Annotated in this window: 22 protein-coding genes and 1 tRNA gene; 10 read left to right on the top strand and 13 right to left on the bottom strand. The window is 53.3% G+C overall.

The genetic code is table 11. From position 1 onward, the window contains the following. Positions 1-10: 10 nt before the first annotated feature. The 6 genes from ACLD4F_RS21725 to tssH form a co-directional block, all read right to left on the bottom strand. Complete coding sequence (locus ACLD4F_RS21725; RefSeq protein WP_000312793.1) at positions 11-496, bottom strand: Hcp family type VI secretion system effector; 486 nt, start codon at positions 494-496, stop codon at positions 11-13. A gap of 251 nt (positions 497-747) precedes the next feature. Next, positions 748-1,194, bottom strand: coding sequence for an STY0301 family protein (locus ACLD4F_RS21720; protein WP_024146195.1), 447 nt, complete (start codon positions 1,192-1,194; stop codon positions 748-750). Between the two features lie 12 nt (positions 1,195-1,206). Then, a complete protein-coding gene (locus ACLD4F_RS21715; protein ID WP_023202546.1) occupies positions 1,207-1,593 on the bottom strand; it encodes a BPSL0067 family protein in 387 nt (128 codons plus the stop codon). 66 nt (positions 1,594-1,659) lie between these two features. After that, complete coding sequence (gene tssC / locus ACLD4F_RS21710; protein ID WP_000013884.1) at positions 1,660-3,168, bottom strand: type VI secretion system contractile sheath large subunit; 1,509 nt, start codon at positions 3,166-3,168, stop codon at positions 1,660-1,662. Between the two features lie 23 nt (positions 3,169-3,191). Next, positions 3,192-3,734, bottom strand: a complete 543-nt coding sequence (tssB, locus tag ACLD4F_RS21705) for a type VI secretion system contractile sheath small subunit (RefSeq protein ID WP_000996818.1) — start codon at positions 3,732-3,734, stop codon at positions 3,192-3,194. Between the two features lie 99 nt (positions 3,735-3,833). After that, positions 3,834-6,473 carry a type VI secretion system ATPase TssH gene (tssH, locus tag ACLD4F_RS21700; RefSeq protein ID WP_023994003.1) on the bottom strand — a complete coding sequence of 880 codons (2,640 nt, stop codon included), beginning with the start codon at positions 6,471-6,473 and terminating at the stop codon, positions 3,834-3,836. A 367-nt stretch (positions 6,474-6,840) separates the two neighbouring features. Here tssH and tagK point away from each other — a divergent pair, with 367 nt between their 5' ends. From tagK to ACLD4F_RS21670, 6 genes are read left to right on the top strand one after another with little or no spacing between them, the layout of a single operon-like run. After that, positions 6,841-7,743 (top strand): type VI secretion system-associated protein TagK, encoded by a 903-nt coding sequence (gene tagK, locus ACLD4F_RS21695; protein ID WP_001524811.1) that lies wholly within the window; start codon positions 6,841-6,843, stop codon positions 7,741-7,743. Beyond that, complete coding sequence (locus ACLD4F_RS21690; protein WP_079944494.1) at positions 7,730-8,554, top strand: type VI secretion system accessory protein TagJ; 825 nt, start codon at positions 7,730-7,732, stop codon at positions 8,552-8,554. Before tagK ends, ACLD4F_RS21690 begins: the two co-directional genes overlap by 14 nt. After that, a complete protein-coding gene (gene tssE, locus ACLD4F_RS21685) occupies positions 8,551-9,045 on the top strand; it encodes a type VI secretion system baseplate subunit TssE (RefSeq protein WP_000108007.1) in 495 nt (164 codons plus the stop codon). Before ACLD4F_RS21690 ends, tssE begins: the two co-directional genes overlap by 4 nt. A 15-nt stretch (positions 9,046-9,060) precedes the next feature. Next, the gene (gene tssF / locus ACLD4F_RS21680) at positions 9,061-10,944 is read left to right on the top strand and encodes a type VI secretion system baseplate subunit TssF (RefSeq protein WP_000371506.1); all 1,884 of its coding nucleotides are present in this window, start codon (positions 9,061-9,063) and stop codon (positions 10,942-10,944) included. Continuing rightward, complete coding sequence (tssG, locus tag ACLD4F_RS21675) at positions 10,941-11,936, top strand: type VI secretion system baseplate subunit TssG (RefSeq protein ID WP_039519399.1); 996 nt, start codon at positions 10,941-10,943, stop codon at positions 11,934-11,936. Before tssF ends, tssG begins: the two co-directional genes overlap by 4 nt. A gap of 10 nt (positions 11,937-11,946) precedes the next feature. After that, the gene (locus ACLD4F_RS21670) at positions 11,947-12,996 is read left to right on the top strand and encodes an ImpA family type VI secretion system protein (RefSeq protein WP_024797307.1); all 1,050 of its coding nucleotides are present in this window, start codon (positions 11,947-11,949) and stop codon (positions 12,994-12,996) included. Positions 12,997-13,317: 321 nt separating this feature from the next. On the opposite strand, the gene ACLD4F_RS21665 is transcribed toward ACLD4F_RS21670, so the two are convergent. Further along, positions 13,318-13,394: transfer RNA gene (locus ACLD4F_RS21665), tRNA-Asp, on the bottom strand. 133 nt (positions 13,395-13,527) lie between these two features. Further along, on the bottom strand, positions 13,528-14,259 hold the full coding sequence (dnaQ, locus tag ACLD4F_RS21660; protein WP_001562201.1) for a DNA polymerase III subunit epsilon: 732 nt from the start codon (positions 14,257-14,259) through the stop codon (positions 13,528-13,530). A gap of 63 nt (positions 14,260-14,322) precedes the next feature. Here dnaQ and rnhA point away from each other — a divergent pair, with 63 nt between their 5' ends. After that, positions 14,323-14,790, top strand: coding sequence for a ribonuclease HI (gene rnhA / locus ACLD4F_RS21655; protein ID WP_000917872.1), 468 nt, complete (start codon positions 14,323-14,325; stop codon positions 14,788-14,790). On the opposite strand, the gene ACLD4F_RS21650 is transcribed toward rnhA, so the two are convergent. Then, positions 14,787-15,509 (bottom strand): class I SAM-dependent methyltransferase, encoded by a 723-nt coding sequence (locus ACLD4F_RS21650; protein WP_000801238.1) that lies wholly within the window; start codon positions 15,507-15,509, stop codon positions 14,787-14,789. The genes rnhA and ACLD4F_RS21650 overlap by 4 nt on opposite strands. 34 nt (positions 15,510-15,543) lie before the next feature. Here ACLD4F_RS21650 and gloB point away from each other — a divergent pair, with 34 nt between their 5' ends. Continuing rightward, positions 15,544-16,299, top strand: a complete 756-nt coding sequence (gloB, locus tag ACLD4F_RS21645) for a hydroxyacylglutathione hydrolase (RefSeq protein ID WP_411011031.1) — start codon at positions 15,544-15,546, stop codon at positions 16,297-16,299. Between the two features lie 71 nt (positions 16,300-16,370). Further along, entirely contained in the window at positions 16,371-17,738 is a 1,368-nt protein-coding gene (gene mltD, locus ACLD4F_RS21640; protein ID WP_000644706.1) for a murein transglycosylase D, read from the top strand. Between the two features lie 55 nt (positions 17,739-17,793). Here the strand turns inward: mltD and ACLD4F_RS21635 are convergent, their stop codons facing one another. The 3 genes from ACLD4F_RS21635 to ACLD4F_RS21625 form a co-directional block, all read right to left on the bottom strand. Beyond that, positions 17,794-18,564 carry a class I SAM-dependent methyltransferase gene (locus ACLD4F_RS21635; RefSeq protein WP_000207222.1) on the bottom strand — a complete coding sequence of 257 codons (771 nt, stop codon included), beginning with the start codon at positions 18,562-18,564 and terminating at the stop codon, positions 17,794-17,796. A gap of 77 nt (positions 18,565-18,641) precedes the next feature. Beyond that, the gene (locus tag ACLD4F_RS21630) at positions 18,642-19,442 is read right to left on the bottom strand and encodes an endonuclease/exonuclease/phosphatase family protein (protein ID WP_001230970.1); all 801 of its coding nucleotides are present in this window, start codon (positions 19,440-19,442) and stop codon (positions 18,642-18,644) included. 131 nt (positions 19,443-19,573) lie between these two features. After that, a complete protein-coding gene (locus ACLD4F_RS21625; RefSeq protein ID WP_079944493.1) occupies positions 19,574-20,749 on the bottom strand; it encodes an MFS transporter in 1,176 nt (391 codons plus the stop codon). A gap of 104 nt (positions 20,750-20,853) precedes the next feature. On the opposite strand from ACLD4F_RS21625, the gene yafC reads away from it, so the two are divergent. Further along, on the top strand, positions 20,854-21,768 hold the full coding sequence (gene yafC, locus ACLD4F_RS21620) for a DNA-binding transcriptional regulator YafC (RefSeq protein WP_079944492.1): 915 nt from the start codon (positions 20,854-20,856) through the stop codon (positions 21,766-21,768). Positions 21,769-21,788: 20 nt separating this feature from the next. On the opposite strand, the gene dkgB is transcribed toward yafC, so the two are convergent. Then, complete coding sequence (gene dkgB / locus ACLD4F_RS21615; RefSeq protein ID WP_079944491.1) at positions 21,789-22,592, bottom strand: 2,5-didehydrogluconate reductase DkgB; 804 nt, start codon at positions 22,590-22,592, stop codon at positions 21,789-21,791. Positions 22,593-22,818: the final 226 nt, after the last annotated feature.

Raw genomic sequence — 22,818 nt, 5'->3', positions numbered from 1 at the left:
AAAACAACCGTTAAATTTCTTTGTTGGCCTTGAAGTCGTAGCCTGCGGTAATGGTGCCGCCGCTGCCGCCCTGCTGGTTCTGCACCACGTATTCCTGTTTCACGGTGCTGAAGGAGAGCTCAATTCGCTCGCGAGACGCGATTTCGCCTTCTCTGTTACCGCTAGGTGAAACGACCGCAACGATCAGATCGGTAAAGGTGTACTTGAGGTACTCCAGCGGGTTGCCGCCAGCCTTACGCATAACCAGAATGGCCTGCGGAATGTGCTTGCCGGAGGCGCAGTATTTGAACAGGTTCGGGCTGGCGCGATCGATATAATGCTCGAATTCCAGATTAGTGACGGAGACCTTACCGGAGCCGAGGCCGCTACCGGCGTGCATGGTGGATTCCTGATGAATATTCCAGCGCCAGCCCAGCACCTCGATTTCATTTTTGTGTTTATCATCCATTGACTCGCCGTCAATGCCGTCAATTTTCAAAAAAATGTCATAAGCCATTTTTATATCCTTATTAAGTTTTACTTAAAATTAATCTGATTTTATCTACATCTTTGTTTATAGATAAATCATTGCCGTACAGAATCCCTCTCCAATAATTTCAGGAGAACAGAAGACTGTATATTTTTCCGGTACCGATAATGTATTTAGTTATTTTATGAGTTCGCGTTATTTAATGGATATAAATAATACCTCATAACTTCCGATAATAAAAACTATAACCTGTACTGAAATTTTCACGTCTCAAATTGCTAATTACAGATAAAAGATACAGACTGGTCTTCTGGCGACCCCTCAAAATCACGGGTCTTACAGCGAGTAGAAGAAGCAGGTATTGGTTGCGTCAACCATATCTGTTCATGACCATAAATGCACGAAACCCAATAGCGATCGGTTTCTTTATCGCTAACACGTTCTGTTTCCCATACAGACCAATTTTCACCGTTTACTTTTTTAGTCTCTGGTTTGAGATCCATCAGGTTTTCAGGTTTACCCTGCGTTACCCCAATACTACTTAACCATAAACGCGACATATATCGGGGAGAAAGCTGCCACGGCGCTGGGACATCAGACTTCAGGCTCACAGCAGAAGACTGAGTATCAATAACAGCCGGACAACTAACTTCCCAAGCCACAGCATATTGTGAAAAGAGCAGAACAATACCAGGTAACAGATGAAAAGTTGAGCTTATGGTCATAATATGTATTTCCTACTCAATAATATAAAAAGCTTCGGCATTGTTACTGGCATCCGGATATGTGCCATCACTACGTATCCCACCTTTACGAGAAAGTGAGCGGGACGAGATTTTTTTCTTCTTTTTCCACTGATCCATAACATAAATATAGTTAGAATCCTGTTCAAGATAGAAAGCCGCATGTTTATGCACAGCGTCACCAGTTGGGTATTTACCATTAACAAAAGTTGCGATTGCTGTCCCCCTGGGGATCGACTTATCCCCAAAAACCTTCCGCCCTTGCTTCCAGGTTCCTGTAACCCCCAAATGTGCATATTGCTTGACTAAAGCCACACACTCCCCATCACCGACCTGATCTTTCCCTTGCAACGAATCAACCAAACCGTAAATATATGCCATATATCCCTCTTTATATTCTCTATCTTCTCTGACTTCACTCGCTTAAACATTCACAAAATAAATGCATCAGGCATTGCCCTGCTTCACTGACGGCAGTTTTGTCACCAGGCGCAGCGATCCCGTCAGCCCTTCAAGCTGGAAATGCGGACGCAGGAAGAATTTCGCGTCGTAATAACCTGGATTGCCTTCCACCTCTTCCACCACTACTTCAGCGGCAGCCAGCGGACGACGGGCTTTAGTTTCTTGCGAGGAGTTCACCGGATCGGCGTCGACGTAATTCATAATCCATTCATTTAGCCAGCGCTGCATATCCTCACGCTCTTTAAAGGAACCGATTTTGTCGCGGACGATACATTTGAGGAAGTGAGCGAAGCGCGAGCAGGCGAACAGGTACGGCAGACGGGCGGACAGGTTGGCGTTGGCCGTCGCGTCCGGATCGTAGTATTCCTGTGGTTTTTGCAGCGATTGTGCGCCGATAAAGGCGGCATAGTCTGAGTTTTTACGGTGGATCAACGGGATAAAACCGTTTTTCGCCAGTTCAGCCTCGCGGCGGTCAGAGATGGCAATTTCGGTCGGGCATTTCATGTCCACGCCGCCATCGTCAGTCGGGAAGGTATGGCAGGGAAGATTTTCCACCGCACCGCCTGATTCCACACCGCGAATCAACGTACACCAGCCGTAGTGTTTGAAGGAACGGTTGATGTTTACGCCCATCGCGTAGGCCGCGTTGCTCCAGACGTATTTGGTATGGTCAGAACCATCCGCATCTTCTTCAAAATCAAACTCGTCCACCGGGTTGGTTTTTGCGCCATACGGCAGGCGGGCAAGAAAACGCGGCATCGTCAGGCCAATATAACGGGAGTCTTCGCTAGCCCGCAGCGAGTTCCACGGCGCATATTCCAGGTTCTGGGTGACGATTTTGGTCAGGTCGCGGGGATTCGCCAGCTCCTGCCAGGAGTCCATTTGCAGTACCGAGGGGGAAGCCCCGGCAATAAACGGCGCATGGGCCGACGCGGCGACTTTGGCGATAGAGCCAAGCAGATCCACATCGGGTGGTGTATGGTCGAAGTAGTAATCCGCAATGATACAGCCATAAGGTTCGCCGCCTAACTGGCCGTATTCAGCTTCATACAGTTTCTTGAACATCGGGCTTTGATCCCAGGCGATGCCCTTGTAACGCTTCATGTTGCGCCGCAATTCATCTTTTGACAGATTCATGAAGCGAATTTTCAGCTTTTCGTCGGTCTCGGTGTTGTAAACCAGATGCTCCATACCGCGCCACGAGGATTCCAGCTTCTGCCAGTCGGGATGTTGCAGGATCAGTTTGATCTGTTCGGTCAGTTTAAAGTCGATCTGCGCAATAATAGCGCTGATGCTTTTATAGGCGTCATCGCTGACGGTGATCGTGTTCGCCAGCGCCTGTTGCGCCAGCGTCTGCACCGCGGCTTCCACGGCTTTTGCCGCCTGGGTAGTCTTGGGTCGGAAGGCCTGATTCAGCAACGCATCAAATTCACCGGATGCGGAGACGGTATCCTGAGCAACCGCGTCGGTTGCCTGCATATTACTGTTTGCCATGAAAATTCCTTAAAAATTCGACATTATTCCGCTGATTCATTATCCGCTGACACACCTTGCTGGGTAGCGGCCGATTTCGGCGCATTCGCCAGCGTTTTCAGCAGAGTCGGGTCCTGCAACAGTTTATTGACCAGATTTTCCGCCCCGGCCTTGCCATCCATGTAGGTCTGGAGGTTCGCCAGTTGAGTGCGGGCTTCCAGTAACTGGTTCAGGGCGTCCACCTTGCGGGCAATCTGTGCCGGCGAAAAGTCGTCCATATTTTCCAGCGTGATATCGACCATCAACTGACCTTCACCCGTCAGCGTATTCGGCACAGCGAACGCCACGCGCGGCGCAATGGCTTTCATGCGCTCATTGAAGTTATCAATATCAATATCGAGGAATTTGCGATCCGTCACCGGCGGCAGTTCTTCACGCGGTTTCCCGGCCAGATCGGCCAGCACCGCCATCACGAACGGCAGCTCGATTTTTTTCTCAGAGCCGTAAATCTCTACGTCATATTCAATCTGCACGCGCGGCGCGCGGTTGCGCGCGATGAATTTCTGCGCGCTATTGTTGATAGCCATAATCCTTCATTTCCTTTTTAGTCAACTGGTTGCCGCAAGGGGAGCGGTATACCGGTACAGTTTTTAAAATCGCACTACGGACACTTCGAACGGCCGGTTTCAGCAAACGATCTCAAAAACAATCTGCTCATCACCATTAACGCCGATATCAATTTGCCTGATAGCGGCTTTTTCCGTCATGGCCTGCAACCAGTAGCGCGACAGTTGCGGCAGGATGTGCTGTTCGATGTAGCCAATCAGCAACCGCGCGCCCGTTTCATGCATTGGACAGCACGCCACAATATGTGCGACCAGTTCCTCGCTATACGTCAGCGTCACGCCGTGCTGTTCACTCATCCGCGCCACCAGCCGGTCAAGGTGCAGATGGGCAATCACGCCACGCGACGTTTCGTCCAGCGGCAGGTAAGGGATCACCGTCACGCGGCCCAGAAATGCCGCCGGGAAATGCTTGCGTAATTCCGGCATTAGCGCCTCTTTAAGCCCCGTAGCGTCGGGCATTAAAGCCGGATCTTCACACATCTGGCTGATGAGGTCGGAACCCACGTTGGTGGTGAGTAATAGCGTGGTGTTTTTGAAATCGACATGTGTACCCTCGCCGTCCTCCATCCCACCCTTGTCAAACACCTGATAGAAGAGTTCGTGGACGTCATGGTGCGCTTTTTCGATCTCGTCGAGCAGCACTACACTCCAGGGGTGGCGACGCACTGCTTCCGTCAGCACACCACCCTCGCCATAGCCCACATAGCCGGGGGGCGCGCCTTTCAGCGTGGAAACGGTGTGAGCCTCCTGGAACTCGCTCATATTGATGGTTACCAGGTTCTGCTCACCGCCGTAGATAGCCTCCGCCAGCGCCAGCGCGGTTTCGGTTTTACCGACACCGGACGGCCCGGCCAGCATAAACACGCCCACCGGTTTGCGTGGATCGCCCAGTCCCGCCCTGGCGGTCTGAATACGTTCACCAATCTGCGCCAGCGCGCCGTCTTGCCCGGTAACGCGTTGCGCCAGTCGGGCAGGCAGTTCCAGCACCTGGCTGGCCTCATCTTTCACCATGCGCCCGGCAGGAATACCGGTCCAGTCGGCGACAATCGCCGCGACAACCGCCGCGCTGACTTCCGGGAACACCACCGGCGCGTCGCCCTGCCACTCCCTTAGCGCCGTTTCGGCCTGTTGCAGCGTGGTTTTGTCATCAGCATCAGACTCTGCGACACGCAGTTCCTGCAACGTATGTACCAGTTCCAGCTCCCGCTGCCAGCGAGATTCGGATGCAGTCAGTTCATTGTTGAGCGAGAAAATTCGCGCCGTCAGCGCATCGCGCCGCTCATCTGACTGAATCCCCATTTTTTCCTGCTTCTGCAACAGCGACCGTTCCATTTCCGCCGCTTTTAGCTGCTGGCGCAGGAACTGTACGCTGGCAGGCGGCGTGTGCAGCGTCAGCGCCACGCGGGCCGCGGCGGTATCCAGCAGGCTGATAGCCTTATCCGGCAACTGCCGGGCGGGAATGTAGCGGTGAGAAAGCTGTACCGCCGCACGTACCGCCTCATCCAGAATCAGTACGTTATGGTGTTTTTCCAGCGTATCCACCAGACCACGCACCATTTCCATTGCGGGGATCTCTTCCGGTTCGGCAATCTGCAACACCTGAAAACGCCGGGTCAGCGCCGGATCTTTCTCAATATGGCGCTTGTATTCGCTCCAGGTGGTGGCGCCGATAGTCCGCAGGGTGCCGCGCGCCAGCGCCGGTTTCAGCAGGTTAGCGGCATCGCCCGTGCCGGATGCGCCGCCCGCGCCCACCAGAGTGTGAACTTCATCGACAAACAGAATAACCGGCTGCGGCGAGCGCCCGGCCTCTTCCAGTAACCCTTTCAGACGCGATTCAAACTCGCCTTTCATGCTGGCTCCGGCCAACAGAGCGCCAACGTCCAGCGCCAGCAGCCGTACTTCCCGCAGCGCGGGCGGCACTTCCCCCTGCGCAATCGCGAGGGCAAAACCTTCGACGACCGCCGTCTTTCCGACGCCCGCCTCACCAGTCAGTAGTGGATTATTCTGGCGACGGCGCAGCAGAATATCCGTCATGGTGCGGATTTCATGCTCACGCCCCGTCACCGGGTCGATTTTGCCGTCGCGCGCCTGTGCCGTCATGTCCTGACAGTATTTTGCCAGCGCGGATTTACCGTCCTGCCCGCCGTTGGGAATCGCCTGACTGCTTTCACCGGGAATGGCTGATGCCAGGCCGGAGCCGTCGTAAGGGCGCTCCTGCGCTTCCGGCGATGTTTCGATCAACGAGGGCAGTATTTCCGTCAGTTCATCAACCGGAAGCGTGGCCAGCGGCGCGCAGATACTGCTCAGTACCCGACGCAGTTCTGGCGTGGTCAACAAGGCCAGCAGCAACCAGCCGCTGCGAATTTTGTTATCGCCGTAACGGACGCTCGCCAGCATCCAGGCCTTTTCAACGCTGAGATCGATATGGTGAGAAAAATCACTAATGGCGCTGGCCCCGGCGGGCAGCATATCCAGTTGCCGGAGTAACGCTTTCTCCACATCAGAAAGAGGGATCTGGTAATGCCGAAGAACGTGGAGAATATCGTTATCGGGCTGCTGTGTTAACTGGTGCAGCCAGTGAGTCAGCTCAACCCAGGGATTAGAGCGTAGTTTGCAAAATGCCGTTGCCGATTCCAGCGACCGGAATAGTGGGCCGGCCAGTTTTCCATACAACGCACTGCGTGAAACAGGAGTTTCCATGTGTTATGCCTTGTGACATAAAAATTCATAAAAATAATGCATCAATGCATATAAATATATAAACAATTCTTTATTGATAGCCTCGAAAAAATATCGAAACAAAACAATGATACAGATCAGGGACTAATTAGCAACCAAGCCGTTAATATTAAATAATCAATGAACAGCAAGATAAAAATCGCAATTGCAGAATTAAAAGAAATAATATTTCAAAAAAGACATCTATGCATACAACAATGCATTCACGACGAAAATAATAAAAAGGGTGTCATCAATAATGACTCCCTATGAATTTAGTTAAAATTATTTATGAATTAAAACTCCCTAAACGTTTCCTCCAGAAAAATAAATACATTTAAGGGACATAATGAAACAAGACATGTGGGAATTACGGAAAATACAGTCGCAGGGTATAACGGATAACGCACAGTATCCCGCAGGGACATACATCGTATTTACTGCCGCCGCCCCCTACATTCCGCTTTTTGAGCAACATGGGAAAGACGATATCGCGCTCAGTCTTGTTCGCCACGAAGAGGCGTGGTGGATTGTTAATCACTCTGATGAACTGTGCTGTGCCGTCAATGAGCAGGTGATGGAACCTCATCACCGTATGCGGCTGAATGATGGAGATACGATTGAATGGGGTCTGTCATCCTGGTGCCTTGCCCGCACCAATGATGAGTCCCGTCCCGATGTTTCGTTTCCTCAGTTGGTTCAGTCATCTGAATCCGTTGCTGAGTACCTGGATCTGGACTGGTTTAAACAACAACAGCTCAATCCGCAGAATCCGTTCGATATTATTCCCGTCCGGGAAACCGCATCCTCTTACACCGGCCATGAAGCGGATAGCACGCTACACCAGCTTTACCAGGAATATCAGCAGGCATTGCGGCCCTCCGGGCAGGAAAAGCCCCTCCGTCCTAAACCGTTTCCCCGAAATGAAGACGCTGTCACCCAGGATTTGACGTCGTTATACGATAAAAAGGGCGACACCGACACGTTACAGGATATGGTGGCAGGCGCGCCCGGTATTGATGCCATTCTGGATACGCTGGACACGACCGGTGAGGGTGAAATGCACTGGCTGGCGATGGAATCAATGCCCGATATCCTGCAACTGCTCTCGCCGGAACAGGCGGGGAAAACCGCACATAGCGAGATACTGCCCGATCTGACCCGCCGCGAGCATCGTATTATTGGCATCGACAGCCACTACCGAATCACTCCGACACAGAAAAATGGAAATACCGCCCATGAAAAAAACTGACACGCTTCCTGCTACCCTGTCCGCGCTGATACAGGAATACTCTATTGCGGAGGGGATTCAGATGGCGGAGCAGCAGGTTCGGGAAAATCCGGCGAAAGCACTCTGCCGCCACAGCCTGTTTCAGTTGCTGTGTGTGGCCGGAGACTGGTCGCGGGCGCTACACCAGCTTCAGCTATGCGCCAGGATGGAGGCCAATTATACCCAGGAGGCCCGGCTGTACCGGGAGCTGGTTCGCTGCGAAATGTTCCGCCACACCGTTTTTCAGGGTGAACAACGACCCGGTTTTCTTCTGCCGCAGCCCGTTTGGGTGGAGTCACTGCTGGCGGCACTCGCCTGTCATGACGATACCGGTGAGGCTGATAAACACCGTAATACCGCACTGGAAGCCATAACAGACACGGGCGGGCAGTGGAACGGCGGCGCATTTGACTGGGCGAGCGACAGCGATTCCCGCCTTGGCCCGGTACTTGAGCTGGTCACCGGCGGCGTGTATATCTGGCTACCGTTTTTGCAAATACGCTCGCTGGAATCGCCGCAACCGACGCGCCTGACCGATCTGCTGTGGAAACCCATTAATATTACCCTGATGAATGGCGATACGCACGGCGCCTGGCTCTTTACCCGTTACAGCGGTTCGGAAAGTGCATCTGACGCCCTGCGTCTGTGCCGGGAAACCGCCTGGCAGGACGGCCCCGGCGAAACCACCGTGCGGGCGCTGGGGCAGAAAGTGTGGCTGACCAGCCACGGCGATATCAGCCTGCTGGACATGGCCCATTGTACCTTTCATGCTCAGGAAAACGATGGCGCATGAGCACGTCTCGTTTTACACCCGCTAACCACCTGCTGCCCACCCTATTTGATCGGCTGTGTGACAATGCTCCGTATCAGAAAATTGACCGGGATATCAGCGTCACGCCGGTACAACTGAAGGAGATCATTCGTCGGGATCTCTCCTTTTTGCTCAATACCATTAGCCACGAAGGTGACATCGACGCCCGGCGCTATCCGCAGGCGGCGGCGTCAGTGCTCAACTATGGCCTGCCGCCGCTGGCGGGCAGCTTTATGTATGAGCATAAGTGGGACGATATCAGCGAGGCGATCCGGCGCGCCATTATCCGTTTCGAACCCCGGCTGAACGCCGCCACACTCAGGGTCACGCCCTTGCTCGATAAAACCCGGCAGGGTAGCTATAACACGCTACAGTTTGAAATTCGCGGACAAATTCTGACGCAGCCGTATCCCACGGAGTTTCTGGTACGCAGCGCGCTGGATATGGAGCTGAGCCGCATTACGTTCTTTTAATACAGGGCATTATTCATGGATCCACGGCTACTGGAGTATTACAACCGCGAACTGAGCTACCTGCGGGAGACCGGTGCTGAGTTCGCCACCCTCCATCCCAAAATTGCTGCGCGGCTGGGGATGCAGGGAACCGATATTGCCGACCCGTATGTGGAACGCATGATCGAGGCGTTCAGCTTTCTGAGCGCCCGCACTCAGCTAAAAATTGACGCCGAGTTTCCCCGCTTCACACAGCGGTTACTGGAAGTCGTCAGCCCCAATTACGTCACCCCCACGCCATCGATGGCAGTGGTAAAGCTGTATCCCGATACGCAGGAAGGCGACCTGGCGAAAGGGGTCACCGTGCCGCGCGATACCGCGTTCGTTTCCCCCATCCCGGAAGGCGAAAATACCGCCTGCCAGTTTCGCAGCAGCCAGGACGTCACGCTGTGGCCGCTGTCCATCGAGGAGGTACGCCTGACCGCCGCGCCGCCGGATATGCCCGCCCTGCACCGTTATCTGCCGCCTAATATTCATGTCGCCGGGGCATTGCGCATCACCCTGCGAACCTTCGGGGAACTGACTTTCAGCGAGCTGGCCGGTCCGGCACGGCTGCCCTTTTACCTCTGCGGCGAAGAACGCATTGCGTCACACCTGTTTGAGCTGCTGCATACCAGCGCCGTCGCCACACTGGCCGGTGAACCCGGTCACTTTGACGGCGAACTGAATGTGAATCTTCAACACCCGGTGGCGCACGAAGGGCTGGAGCCAGGGCAGGGGCTGCTACCGCTCGCCTGGAACGTGTTTCACGGCCATAATCTGCTGCATGAATTTTTCGCCTGTCCGGAACGGTTTTACTTCTTCACCCCGACCGGATTGTCTGCCGGGTTACAAAAGGTGCAGGGCAATGTGGCGGAAATTGTCATACTGCTTAACCGCCTGCCGCCGGACTGGCTGATTCATCAGACGGACGCTGCACAGTTCAGCCTGTTCTGTACGCCGGTGATCAACCTGTTTCCTCGCACCACCACCCGGATTGAAGTCACTCACAGCGTGACGGAACAGCATCTGGTGGTGGATCGTACCCGTCCGCTGGATTACGAGGTGTTTTCTGTTCAGGAAGTCGAAGGCCTGGAAGCGGAAACCACACGGAAGATGATTTTTCGTCCGCTGTATCACACCCGTAATAATGACGAAGGCAACCACGGGCGTTATTTTTCACTGCGTCGTGAGCCGCGCCGCTCGTCAGAAAACGCCCGCCGCTATGGCACCCGAACCCCTTATACCGGCTCGGAAGTCTTCCTGTCGCTGGTTGATCAGCATGAAGCGCCCTACCCGGAAAATCTGCGCCATATCACCGTCACGGCAATGGTGACTAACCGCGATCTGCCCTGCCTTATTCCACGTAATGGCCGGGATGATCTGACCGTAGATGCGGCGATTCCGGTGGCGGGCGTGGGTCTTATCAAACCGCCGCGCCCGCCGCAGCCGCCGCTGGCTGAACGCGAAATGGCCTGGCGGCTGATCCGGCAGTTGTCGTTTAATTATCTGCCGCTGGCCGATCTGGATCACCGCACCGGCGGCCAGGCGCTGCGCGATCTGCTGAATCTGTTTATCCCGGCTCACGACAGCCCGCAGTCGCGCCAGGTGCGCAGCCTGATTGGCTGCAAAACCACCCCGGTGACCCGCCGCCTGCCCGGCTCCGGCCTGTTGGTCTATGGCCGGGGCGTCAGTTGCGAACTGACCGTGGACGAAGAAGGATTTTCCGGTATCAGTCCTTACCTGTTCGGTCTGGTGCTGGAACACTATATTGCCCGCCATGTTTCCATTAATACCTTCTCGCAGATGACGCTGCACTCGATGCAACGCGGGCATGTCATGACCTGGCCGGTCAGAACCGGGCAACGGGGGAGCGTATGACCGGCGCTCTCAACCAGGCGCAGAAAACCCCCTGGCGTTACGGATTCCTGAACCTGATGCGGCGCGTGGATGCCCAGCTCTGTGATACTCCGGCAGGCAGTATCTGGCAGCCACGGATGGAAAAATTCCGTCTGGGACAGACGCCGACGATGACCTTTGCGCCACGGGAAATCGCCCAGGTCAGCTGGCAGGATGGACGCCTGCACCTGAGCCTGTACAGCCTCGGACTATGGGGGCCAAACGGCCCGTTGCCGCTGCACTATACCGAGCTGGCGCTAAATCGCTCAGAGAGCCGTCACGATCCGACGCTGGTTCATTTTTCCAATATTTTTCACCACCGCTGGCTGACGCAGTTCTGGCAGGCATGGCGCAGCGCCCAGTCCGCCGGTGGCGGGCTGGACAAACCGGAACACGACCGTTTTGCGTTTTATATCGCCAGTCTCAGCGGGCAGGATCTACGGGAAAGCGCCGAAAGCCCGCTGTCAGATCATGTTCGCCTGTCAGCCTCCGCCCATCTGGTACGCGAATCGCGCAATCCTGACGGGCTGGCCGCCACGCTGGCGCACTATTTCAGCGTACCTTTTGCGGTGAAAGAATTCGCCCTGCACTGGATAACGGTGGCGAACGATGAAATCACCCGTCTGGGCACGCCCGCGCAGTCTTCGGTGCTGGGCAACGGGGCGCTTATCGGCCAGGCCGTACCGGATATGCAGTACAAATTCCGGCTAATTATCGGCCCGCTCACGCTGGAGGATTATCTGCGTTTTCTGCCCGGCGGCAACAATCTGCCCGTGCTGACAGAACTGGTGCGTACGTTCATCGGTTTTGAATATTGCTGGGAAATTGAGCTGCAGTTGAAGCCCCATGCCGCACCGCCTGCGGTGATCGGCGGCGCGCAGCGGCTTGGCTGGACGGCCTGGGCAGGTAAAGCGATGCATGACCGTCCGGTGACCGGCATGATTTTTGAACCTGAACACGGCTTAACCCACTGAGAGTAATGATATGGATATGTGCCTGACTAAACCAGTAAGCGCGGAACAACCCTGCGGCCCCGATCCGGAGTACGATCCGGAGTACCTGCTGCTGTTCAGCCGCGCCGCCCCCCAGGCGGAGGCGCAATATGGTGATTTTGTCAGTACGCCGGAAGCCGTGAACTGGCCGGAAATTGAGCGTGATGCGCGCCGTCTGCTCACGCGCAGTAAGGATATCCGGGTGTTGATCCTGCTGCTGCGCAGTCGCATCCAGCAGGCTGGCGCACAGGGACTGGCGGAAATGCTCACGCAACTGGCAGAACTGAGCGTAATCTGGTCTGATGCACTCCATCCGCAGCTGCTTACCGGCGAAGGCGCATCCGCAGAGTCTATTGAAGATGCGGCGCTGGCGCGCAGTAATGCCCTGGCGGCGCTGCTGGATCACGAAGGCGTGATGGCAGACATTCGCGGTATTACGCTGTCAAACAGTGCCGCCCTGCGCCTGCAGGTACGGGATGTCGAGCGCGCGTTATCCGCTCCCCGCCCGGCTGATGCGCTGGCTCCCGAATCCGTCCGCCAGCAACTGGCCGACCTCGAAGCCCGTGGGGCATTACCGCTGGCGGCGTTTCGCGAAGCGCAAGAAAGCGCAGAACGCCTGCAAGTGTGGGCGCGTGAGACATTAGGCGATCTGGCTCCAGATTTTTCACGCCTGCGGCAGTTGTTGGCGCTGCTGCCTGACGTGGTACAGACAACCACGCCGGAAATCCCTCCGTCGCCAGCGCCAGCCCCCGCAGGCACGGTTATGGATAATGCCGTTCCGGCACGGGCAGAGGATGTGCCGCCTGTCAACGCGCCCCCCGATATATCCCTCCCACACAATGCTGAACCGGGGCCAATTCGCGATCGTAATGATGCGCTGGAACGCCTGCGGTGCATTCGTCGCTGGTTTGAGAGCAGTGAACCCAGCAGCCCGACCATCCCACTGTTACGCCAGGCTGAAAGACTGGTGGGAAAACGGTTCTCGGAGGTGATCAATGAAATCCCGGTGGAGTTACTGGAGAAGTGGGATGCCCTGGAATGATGATACGCATGTCTGGCGGTTGTCCGTGATTATCTGAGTGACATCAACATTACGCAGTCTGCTTCTGCGCTGAACATGTCCCGATCCCGGTTAAGCACCGCCATGAGGCCGCGCCTTAAATGTCAGTGGGATCAAAATAACCATGGCAGTGAAAGAAGTGGCTGTAATATCCTGCTCGTCATCCAGGTGTAGGCCCATTTGCGTCAGATTCCACGATAGGCGGTGAAACTTCTTGAAGACGAAAAAAAAACCGTATCCCTTTTACAGTGATACGGTTTTTTTACTTCACAGGATGTATAAAAACACCCTGAGATTTGTATCTGGCGGAACGGACGGGACTCGAACCCGCGACCCCCTGCGTGACAGGCAGGTATTCTAACCAACTGAACTACCGCTCCGTTATGTTCCCGCTGGGAACGAGGCGAATATTACGGTTTGCGGTGTCGCCCGTCAACGCTTTTTCTCACCTTTTGAATCAGTTGCTGCAAAAATCGCCCGAAGGATGATTTTTATAGCCTAAAAAGGAATAAATTACGCCCGCCAAAGGCAACTTCCGCCCTTTTTCTGCACCAGATCAAGCCGCGATTCATGCGCAGCCAGCTCTTCATCAGAGGCAAAAACGACCCGTAACCGGCTGGCCTGGCGAACGATTCGTTGAATGGTCTCTTCACCTTGCTGCCGTTGCGTCTCTCCTTCCATCGCAAACGTCATGGACGTTTGCCCGCCCGTCATCGCCAGATACACTTCAGCAAGGATCTGGGCATCGAGCAATGCGCCGTGCAAAGTACGTTTGCTATTATCTATCTCATAACGCGAACACAGCGCATCAAGGCTGTTACGCTTGCCGGGGAACATTTTCCGCGCCAACGCCAGGCTGTCGGTAACTTTGCAGAAAGTATTGGTTTTAGGAATATCGCGTTTAAGCAGACCAAACTCATAATCCATAAAGCCGATATCGAACGATGCGTTATGGATGACCAGCTCCGCGCCGCGGATATAATCGAGAAACTCATCGACCACATCAGCAAAAACCGGCTTATCCAGCAGAAACTCATCGGCGATGCCGTGTACGCCAAACGCTTCCGGATCCACCAGCCGATCCGGCTTCAGGTAAACGTGGAAGTTATTACCGGTCAGACGACGGTTTATCACCTCAACCGCACCGATCTCAATAATCTTGTGACCTTCATAGTGCGCGCCTATCTGGTTCATACCGGTGGTTTCGGTATCGAGGACAATCTGTCGTGTAATTGCAGTGCTCATATCGGTCATTTATGTCAGACTTGCGTTTTGTTATCGATTTCAATTACAGGAAGTCTACCAGAGATGCTTAAACAGGTAGAAATTTTCACCGATGGCTCTTGCCTGGGGAATCCAGGGCCTGGTGGTTATGGCGCTATCTTACGCTATCGCGGTCATGAAAAAACGTTTAGTGAAGGTTACACGCTAACCACCAATAACCGTATGGAACTGATGGCGGCGATCGTCGCGCTTGAAGCGTTAAAAGAACATTGCGAAGTGACATTGAGCACCGACAGCCAATATGTGCGGCAAGGAATTACCCAATGGATTCATAACTGGAAGAAACGCGGCTGGAAAACAGCGGAAAAGAAACCCGTAAAAAATGTCGATCTCTGGAAACGTCTCGATGCTGCGTTAGGCCAGCATCAGATCAAATGGGTATGGGTCAAAGGCCATGCAGGCCATCCCGAAAACGAGCGTTGTGATGAACTGGCGCGCGCCGCGGCAATGAATCCCACGCAGGAAGATAGTGGCTACCAGGCGGAAGCTTAGCCATCCGGTTTGCGATATTGCCGGGTGGCGCCAACGGTCTGGCGGATAGGGGTTTTACTTTTATTATGTCGCAGCGGATTAAGCGTAAGCGGGATGGTCCGCTTACGGGCCACAATAAGCTGTAAACAGCCCAGCGCCGGGATATGCGTATTTAATAGCCGCCCTCCCTGCTTTTTCCAGGGTAAGACATGAAAACGGCTATAATGTAGCACTTCGAAATTGAGTAAAGACAGCCAGTCCAGTTGCCGCATAAGGGTAAACATCCGACTATTATAGGGCGGTGTTTTACGTAAAACGGGTACCAGTTTACGTAACCCCATCAAACTCAGCGGGTTAAATCCACTGATGACCAGCCAACCGTCATCAATCAATACGCGGTCGGCTTCCCGCAATAAACGGTGCGGGTCGGTACACCACGGCAAAGTATGCGCCAGCAGACAAACATCGACGGATTTATCTGCAAAAGGAAGGTGTAGCGGATCGGCCAGAACCTGCATCGGCGACCCCTGCGATGAAACATTCACCTGATGGGAGACCGCGCACGCTTCGGAATTGATTTCTGCGCTTAAATTACCGATTTTAAGCAAATGGAAACCATACATTTTTGCAAACCACGGATTGAGCTGCTGTTCCAGCGCCTCACGGTAGTAATTGCCCCAGGGCAACTCACCCCAACATCCGGGCGCAACGACAGTTTGAGAGAGCCTTGCCGGTTTCATCGCAACCTTCCGCTAATTATTTGAGAGGTAATATATGAATCTTAACAGTATTCCCGCATTTCAGGACAATTACATCTGGGTGCTGACCAATGATGAAGGCCGCTGTGTGATTGTTGATCCCGGCGAAGCGGCACCCGTCTTAAAGGCCATTGCTGAACATAAGTGGATGCCGGAGGCGATTTTTCTGACGCATCACCATCACGACCATGTTGGCGGAGTCAAGGAGCTGTTGCAACACTTCCCGCAAATGACGGTTTATGGACCGGCGGAAACGCAAGACAAGGGAGCACCCCATCTTGTTGGCGATGGCGATACTATTCGCGTTTTAGGCGAGAAATTTACTCTTTTTGCCACGCCGGGCCACACGTTAGGACACGTCTGTTACTTTAGCCACCCTTACTTATTCTGCGGCGACACGCTGTTTTCTGGCGGCTGTGGTCGACTGTTTGAAGGCACGCCATCACAGATGTATCAGTCACTTATGAAAATTAATTCTCTGCCTGACGACACACTCATTTGCAGCGCTCACGAATATACTTTAGCTAACATTAAGTTCGCATTGAGCATACTTCCGCACGATTCGTTCATAAATGAATATTATCGTAAAGTTAAAGAGTTACGTGTAAAAAAACAAATGACATTACCCGTTATTCTTAAAAATGAGCGTAAGATTAATCTTTTTTTAAGAACTGAAGATATTGATTTAATTAACGAAATAAACAAAGAAACAATATTGCAACAACCAGAAGCGCGTTTTGCATGGTTAAGGTCAAAGAAAGACACGTTCTGATAATTCTTACTTGTCATTCGCTAACTTCGCCGTTATGATCGGTCGTCTTTTAAGCAACTATTGACACACACATGAAGGCAAAAGCGATATTACTCGCCTCTGTCCTGCTTGTGGGGTGCCAGACGTCTCAGAACACTGGCAACGTCCAACAGCACGCACAGAGCCTTTCTGCAGCTGGTCAAGGGGAAGCAGGAAAGTTTACGAGTCAGGCACGATGGATGGACGACGGAACGTCTATCGCGCCAGATCAGGACTTGTGGGCTTTCATTGGCGACGAGCTAAAGATGGGAATTCCGGAAAATAGCCGGATTCGCGAACAGAAACAGAAGTATTTACGCAATAAGAGCTATCTCCACGATGTAACTTTACGGGCAGAGCCGTATATGTACTGGATAGCGGGGCAGGTTAAGAAACGTAACATGCCTATGGAGCTGGTACTACTACCCATAGTGGAGAGCGCTTTTGATCCTCACGCAACGTCTGGCGCCAATGCCGCAGGCATCTGGCAGATCATACCGAGCACAGGGCGCAATTATGGTTTAAAGCAGACCCGTAATTATGACGCGCGTCGCGATGTTGTAGCCTCTACGACCGCCGCGTTAGACATGATGCAGCGTCTGAACAAAATGTTTGACGGCGACTGGCTGTTAACCGTTGCAGCGTATAACAGCGGCGAAGGCCGTGTTATGCGGGCAATTAAAGCAAACAAAGCGCGTGGAAAACCGACGGATTTCTGGTCGCTTTCTTTGCCCAGAGAAACAAAACTCTACGTACCTAAGATGCTGGCATTGAGTGAAATTCTCAAAAACAGCAAACGCTACGGCGTACGTCTGCCAACAACAGATGAAAGCCGAGCGCTGGCACGAGTTCGTTTAAACAGTCCAGTTGAAATGGCCCAGGTTGCGGATATGGCGGGTATGTCTATCAGCAAGCTGAAGACGTTTAATGCCGGTGTAAAAGGGTCTACCTTAGGCGTAAGCGGTCCGCAATATGTTATGGTGCCCAAAAAGCATGCCGAGCAGTTGCGTGAGTCGCTGGCTTCCGGTGAGATTGACGCCGTTCAGTCCCAACTGATCGCCGACAATACGCCGTTGAATAGCCGTAGCTATAAGGTGCGCTCTGGCGATACACTTTCCGGTATTGCTTCGCGGCTTGGCGTAAGCACGAAGGACTTGCAGCAGTGGAACAACCTGCGTGGTTCGCGCCTGAAAATCGGGCAAAGCCTGACCGTAGGCGCTGGCAGCAGCGCGCAACGACTGGCAAACAATAGCGATAGCATTACCTATCGTGTCCGTAAAGGCGATTCGCTTTCCAGTATCGCCAGACGTCACGGGGTGAATATCAAAGATGTGATGCGCTGGAACCATGATACGGATAATCTACAACCGGGCGATCAGCTTACGTTGTTTGTGAAGGACAATAGCACGCCAGACTCCTGATATTGTCCGACGAAAAAGCCAAAAGGCGCCGCTTCCCCCGGCGCCTTTTAAATTGCTATACCGCTTTATGCGCTTCCAGCATGATAGTATCGCTGCTAAACGAGCCGTCATCCTGCAACTCAAAATAACGCTTCACCTCTACCGGGGCGCTCGCCTGATATAATCGAATCGCCTCAACCAACGGCGCTGGCGTACGCATCCGCGTTACCCATGAGCGAAACTCCAGCGATAAACGATCGGTTATCACGGTATTCGTTACCAGCATCGCGTTATTGACCATCGTCAGCCATTCGCCACTGGAATAGTTACGGACATGCGACGTGTCGCGTAACGCCTCCACCGTTTGCAGCCAGATATCGCGTACAGGATGTCCAGGCGACATGACATCCATGATAATCAGCACGCCGCCGGGTTTTAATACACGATAAACCTCACGCAATGCCTGACCAACGTCGTGCCAGTGATGCGCGGAATAGCGGCTAATCACCACCTCAAACGATGCATCTTCAAAGGGCAGTTTTTCGGCATAGCCTTGGCGGAGAGTAATATTACTTAAATGTCTTTCTTCCGCCGCTCCAGCGACAACCTCAAGCATGCTGGCGGATAAATCGTATGCCACGACCGAGTTGGCATGTTGCGCAGCGACAAAACTCGCGTGTCCAGCCCCACATCCCATATCCAGTACGTTCGCGTGGGAAAAATCAGACAGCCTTTGCGCCAGCCGCGCTAAGTCACGACCCGCTGCGTGAACGGCGCTATGTAAATAGGCGTTCGCCTGTGAACCAAACTGCTTTTCAACATTGTCATGGTGGGAATGCGTTGTCATGGTAGTGCCCTTCTGTTATGAGAAAAATAGAGGGCAGCACCCGCAGAGGCCTGCCCCACGGCAGACCTGACGCACCTTTATTGCTCAGGTTTGCCGGGACTGAATTCAACGAGTAGCGGATTGTGATCGGAAGCGCGCGTCACCAGTACGGAGGCTTCATTCACGTTTAACCCACGATAAAAAACAAAATCCAGCGGTCGTCCAAACGCACGACGGCGTTGATCGTCAGTGAAACGCACCTGGCGCAGCGACATCTCACGTGCAAAGCGGTACAACGCATTCATACGTGGGCGGCTCCAGGCATTAAAATCACCCGCCATAATGACAGGGCCGCTATGGTGCGCAATCTGGTCGCCGATCGGAAGTAACTGCTTACTGTATACGTCCACGCCCAGACTAAAATTTACCGCATGAACATTTACTACCATTAATAAACGGGTATCCGGCAAGGGATATACCGTCACCAGGGCTGATTTCGCCAAACGTAAAATTGGTTCTCTTTCCCGTAAAGGGCAGCAGTAAACAGGGTGGGCGGCAGACAGCGTCATGACGCCAGACGGATGCTGAGGTAATACAAAAGCGGGAACCTGGTCGGCGGCAAGATAGTTAGCGGTGGCAAACTGTACCAGCTCAGGCGTCGTCTGCGCCTCCTGCAACAGGACCAGATGCGCATCTTTGCCGTAGTTCTTCAGCACCGATAACCATTCGGCTCGCTGCTGCTTGAATATATTCCACACGAGGATACGGATCCGCTCTTCACTGCTTAGCGGTTCCCCGGCGGGCAATGCCTGGCCGATGCTCGCAAACGACCCGGGCGGCAAAATCCGCTCGGCGGGCTGTCCGGCAACATAGCGCATCGCATAGGTGTTTTTTCGCACTTTTGACTTTCAAACCTCTGTAACGTCAACCAGTCCTCAACCGGACTGGTTCTTCTGTTATAGGGATTTTAGCACTCACTTTCAACGAACAATTGCAGTTTGTTTTGTAAGTAGGCGCTTACATCAATAATTTACTCCAAAGCAATGCGTACAGTTTTATCAAGACGTCCGCTGACCCCCATCAGCAGGAAAGCCACCAGAACAATGAGGGCGCCAATCCACGGCGTCTGCGCCAAACCGTAATGCGCCACCGTTTGTCCGCCAATCACGGAACCCAGCGCAATACCAATGTTAAACGCTGCAATGTTCAGACCTGACGCCACATCTACCGCATTGGGCGTAAACTGTTCCGCTTTCTGTACCACATAGACCTGTAACCCCGGTACGTTACCGAAGGCAAAGCCCCCCATCAACAGAATGGTAGCCAGCGCGGCATACTGCGTGGAGGCCGTCACCTGGAAGACCATCAGCAGAACAAACAGCGCGGCGAAAATAAATTTCAACGCCGGCACGGCGCCATGCTTATCCGCCAGTTTACCGCCCCAGATATTGCCGATAGCCACAGATACGCCATAACCCAGTAGGATCCAGCTTACCGCTGCCGGGGAGAATCCCGCCAGATCCTGCATCATCGGCGCCAGGAAGGTGAATGCCGTGAATACCCCGCCGTAGCCCAGCGCCGTAACGGCGTAAATCAGCAACAGACGAGGATGAGTCAGTACTTTCACCTGGTCACGAATGCTGGCGGCCGCCCGACCGGGAATATTGGCCGGGATCAACAGTTGACTACTTATCAGCGCAATCACCCCTAACAGTGATACCGCAAGGAAGGTCTCACGCCAGCCAAAATGCTGACCGATAAATGTCCCCAGCGGCACGCCCGTGACCAGAGCTACCGTTAAACCACCAAACATAATAGCGATAGCAGAAGCCGCTTTCTCTTTTGGCACCAGACTTGTCGCGATGGTAGATCCAATCGAGAAGAACACGCCGTGCGCCAGGCCCGTCAGCAGACGGGCGACGATTAATGTCATATAGCCCGGTGCCTGCCATGCCAGCAAATTCCCCGCCGTAAACAAGACCATCAGCGCGACCAGTAACTGTTTACGCGGCAGGCGTCCGGTCAGCGCGGTTAGCACCGGCGCGCCAATAGCCACACCCAGCGCATAGATTGAAACCAGCATTCCGGCGGAAGGTAACGAGATAGCCAGTTGTTGAGCAATGGTCGGCACCAGGCCGACAATCACAAACTCAGTCGTACCGATAGCGAAAGCACTTATTGTCAGTGCAAATAAAGCGAGAGGCATACATAACTCCATAACAGCAGTAATCAGATGACACGCAGTATGCCTGGATGTTTTAATGACAAAAATAGCCAAAATATCAATTTAATTTTGCTTCAGGAGCAAAGATGAAAGCCACCTCCGAAGAACTTGCAATTTTTGTCGCTGTCGTGGAAAGCGGCAGCTTCAGCCGGGCGGCAGAGCAGCTTGGACAGGCCAATTCCGCTGTCAGCCGGGCAGTTAAAAAGCTGGAGATGAAGCTCGGCGTCAGTCTGCTTAATCGTACGACCCGACAGCTGAGCCTGACTGAAGAAGGAGAGCGATACTTCAGGCGCGTGCAGCAGATACTGCAAGAAATGGCCGCCGCAGAAACGGAAATCATGGAGTCGCGTAATACCCCGCGCGGCTTACTGCGTATCGATGCGGCAACGCCGGTAATGCTGCATTTCCTGATGCCGCTGATTAAACCTTTTCGTGAACGGTATCCGGAAATAACGTTGTCTCTTGTCTCCTCAGAAACGTTCATCAATCTTATTGAACGAAAAGTGGATGTTGCGATACGCGCAGGCACGTTGACAGATTCAAGTCTGCGCGCGCGTCCGTTATTTACCAGTTATCGCAAGATTATCGCTTCACCTGACTATATTGCCCGCTTTGGCAAGCCTGAGAGCGTTGAAGAGTTAAAACGGCATCTGTGCCTGGGGTTTTCTGAACCCATCTCGCTCAATACCTGGCCAATAGCCTGTAGCGATGGGCAGCTCCATGAGATCGAATGTGGGATTTCTTCCAACAGCGGAGAAACGTTAAAACAGCTTTGCCTGAACGGTAACGGCATTGCATGTCTTTCAGATTATATGATTGATAAAGAGATCGCGCGGGGAGAACTGGTGGAACTGCTGGCCGATAAACGTCTGCCGGTAGAAATGCCTTTCAGCGCCGTTTACTACAGCGATCGCGCCGTCAGCACACGCATTCGGGCATTTATCGACTTTTTGAGCGAATATATAAGAACAGCTCCCGCAGAAGCTGTGAAAGAGGGTTAAAGGTACAAAGGATCGGGTAATTAATCCCAGGCAGGAGCCAGTCCTTCCGGGCTAACCAGACGATCGTTGCGGTCCAGTGCCGCGATCGCATTTTTATCTTCGGCATCCAGATGCAGGTCCTGCGCCAGCAGGTTGCTTGCCAGGTTTTCACGCCTGGTGGATGAAGGGATCACCGAGTAACCTTCACCCATTGCCCATGCCAGAATAACCTGCGCCGGGGTCGCATTATGTTTAGCCGCAATGCGCGCAATCACTTCATCTTTCAGCGCTTTACCGTATGCCAGCGTCATGTAAGAGGTGATATGGATACCGTGCGCTTTCGCCCAGTCAACCACCTTACGATTCTGCAGATACGGAGATAGCTCAATCTGGTTGGTGGCGATATGGTCTGCGCCCACCGCGGCAATAGCCTTTTTCATCAACGGAATGGTGAAGTTTGAAATGCCAATTTCGCGAGTCAGCCCTTGTTTTTTAGCTTCCAGCAATGCCTGCATAAATTCTTCGACAGACACGGAATCACCCGGAGATGGCCAGTGGATCAGCGTCAGATCGACATAATCGGTACGCAGTTTTTTCAGGCTCTCTTTTAGGCTTGGGATTAGCTTGTCTTTGCTAAGGTTTTCAATCCAGATCTTGGTGGTGATGTACAGCTCATTACGCGGTACGCCGCTCTCAACAATCGCCTGTCCAACAGCCGCTTCATTATCATAGATTTGCGCAGTGTCGACAGCACGGTAGCCCAGTTCAAGCGCCGTTTTAACAGAAGCGATAACCACGTCGTCTTTCAGGCGAAAAGTACCTAAACCGAATGCAGGGATAGTCATAGAATTCCTCTTTTTAATCACTATGTTCGTTAACTGAGGGGATTATGACCTTCAGCGCTTTGTAGAAAAAGAGCGAGAAATGCAGAGGATTTTTGCGAATTGAGCAATAATTAAATGACAGGCAAAGAAAAAGCCCTGAGCTAATGCTCAGGGCTCTTAATAAGTGGCGGAACGGACGGGACTCGAACCCGCGACCCCCTGCGTGACAGGCAGGTATTCTAACCAA

It is taken from the genome of Salmonella sp. 741265050_HSA, from assembly GCF_046569445.1.
In the GTDB taxonomy this organism is placed as follows: Bacteria; Pseudomonadota; Gammaproteobacteria; order Enterobacterales; family Enterobacteriaceae; genus Salmonella; species Salmonella enterica.
Note: the sequence above shows the minus strand (reverse complement) of the source record. Positions and strands in the feature narration are given on the sequence as shown.

Coding starts and splice junctions, on each gene's coding strand:
- ACLD4F_RS21725 (WP_000312793.1), bottom strand. CDS start 496: ATGGCTTATGACATTTTTTTGAAAATTGACGGCATTGACGGCGAGTCA.
- ACLD4F_RS21720 (WP_024146195.1), bottom strand. CDS start 1,194: ATGACCATAAGCTCAACTTTTCATCTGTTACCTGGTATTGTTCTGCTC.
- ACLD4F_RS21715 (WP_023202546.1), bottom strand. CDS start 1,593: ATGGCATATATTTACGGTTTGGTTGATTCGTTGCAAGGGAAAGATCAG.
- tssC (WP_000013884.1), bottom strand. CDS start 3,168: ATGGCAAACAGTAATATGCAGGCAACCGACGCGGTTGCTCAGGATACC.
- tssB (WP_000996818.1), bottom strand. CDS start 3,734: ATGGCTATCAACAATAGCGCGCAGAAATTCATCGCGCGCAACCGCGCG.
- tssH (WP_023994003.1), bottom strand. CDS start 6,473: ATGGAAACTCCTGTTTCACGCAGTGCGTTGTATGGAAAACTGGCCGGC.
- tagK (WP_001524811.1), top strand. CDS start 6,841: ATGAAACAAGACATGTGGGAATTACGGAAAATACAGTCGCAGGGTATA.
- ACLD4F_RS21690 (WP_079944494.1), top strand. CDS start 7,730: ATGAAAAAAACTGACACGCTTCCTGCTACCCTGTCCGCGCTGATACAG.
- tssE (WP_000108007.1), top strand. CDS start 8,551: ATGAGCACGTCTCGTTTTACACCCGCTAACCACCTGCTGCCCACCCTA.
- tssF (WP_000371506.1), top strand. CDS start 9,061: ATGGATCCACGGCTACTGGAGTATTACAACCGCGAACTGAGCTACCTG.
- tssG (WP_039519399.1), top strand. CDS start 10,941: ATGACCGGCGCTCTCAACCAGGCGCAGAAAACCCCCTGGCGTTACGGA.
- ACLD4F_RS21670 (WP_024797307.1), top strand. CDS start 11,947: ATGGATATGTGCCTGACTAAACCAGTAAGCGCGGAACAACCCTGCGGC.
- dnaQ (WP_001562201.1), bottom strand. CDS start 14,259: ATGAGCACTGCAATTACACGACAGATTGTCCTCGATACCGAAACCACC.
- rnhA (WP_000917872.1), top strand. CDS start 14,323: ATGCTTAAACAGGTAGAAATTTTCACCGATGGCTCTTGCCTGGGGAAT.
- ACLD4F_RS21650 (WP_000801238.1), bottom strand. CDS start 15,509: ATGAAACCGGCAAGGCTCTCTCAAACTGTCGTTGCGCCCGGATGTTGG.
- gloB (WP_411011031.1), top strand. CDS start 15,544: ATGAATCTTAACAGTATTCCCGCATTTCAGGACAATTACATCTGGGTG.
- mltD (WP_000644706.1), top strand. CDS start 16,371: ATGAAGGCAAAAGCGATATTACTCGCCTCTGTCCTGCTTGTGGGGTGC.
- ACLD4F_RS21635 (WP_000207222.1), bottom strand. CDS start 18,564: ATGACAACGCATTCCCACCATGACAATGTTGAAAAGCAGTTTGGTTCA.
- ACLD4F_RS21625 (WP_079944493.1), bottom strand. CDS start 20,749: ATGCCTCTCGCTTTATTTGCACTGACAATAAGTGCTTTCGCTATCGGT.
- yafC (WP_079944492.1), top strand. CDS start 20,854: ATGAAAGCCACCTCCGAAGAACTTGCAATTTTTGTCGCTGTCGTGGAA.
- dkgB (WP_079944491.1), bottom strand. CDS start 22,592: ATGACTATCCCTGCATTCGGTTTAGGTACTTTTCGCCTGAAAGACGAC.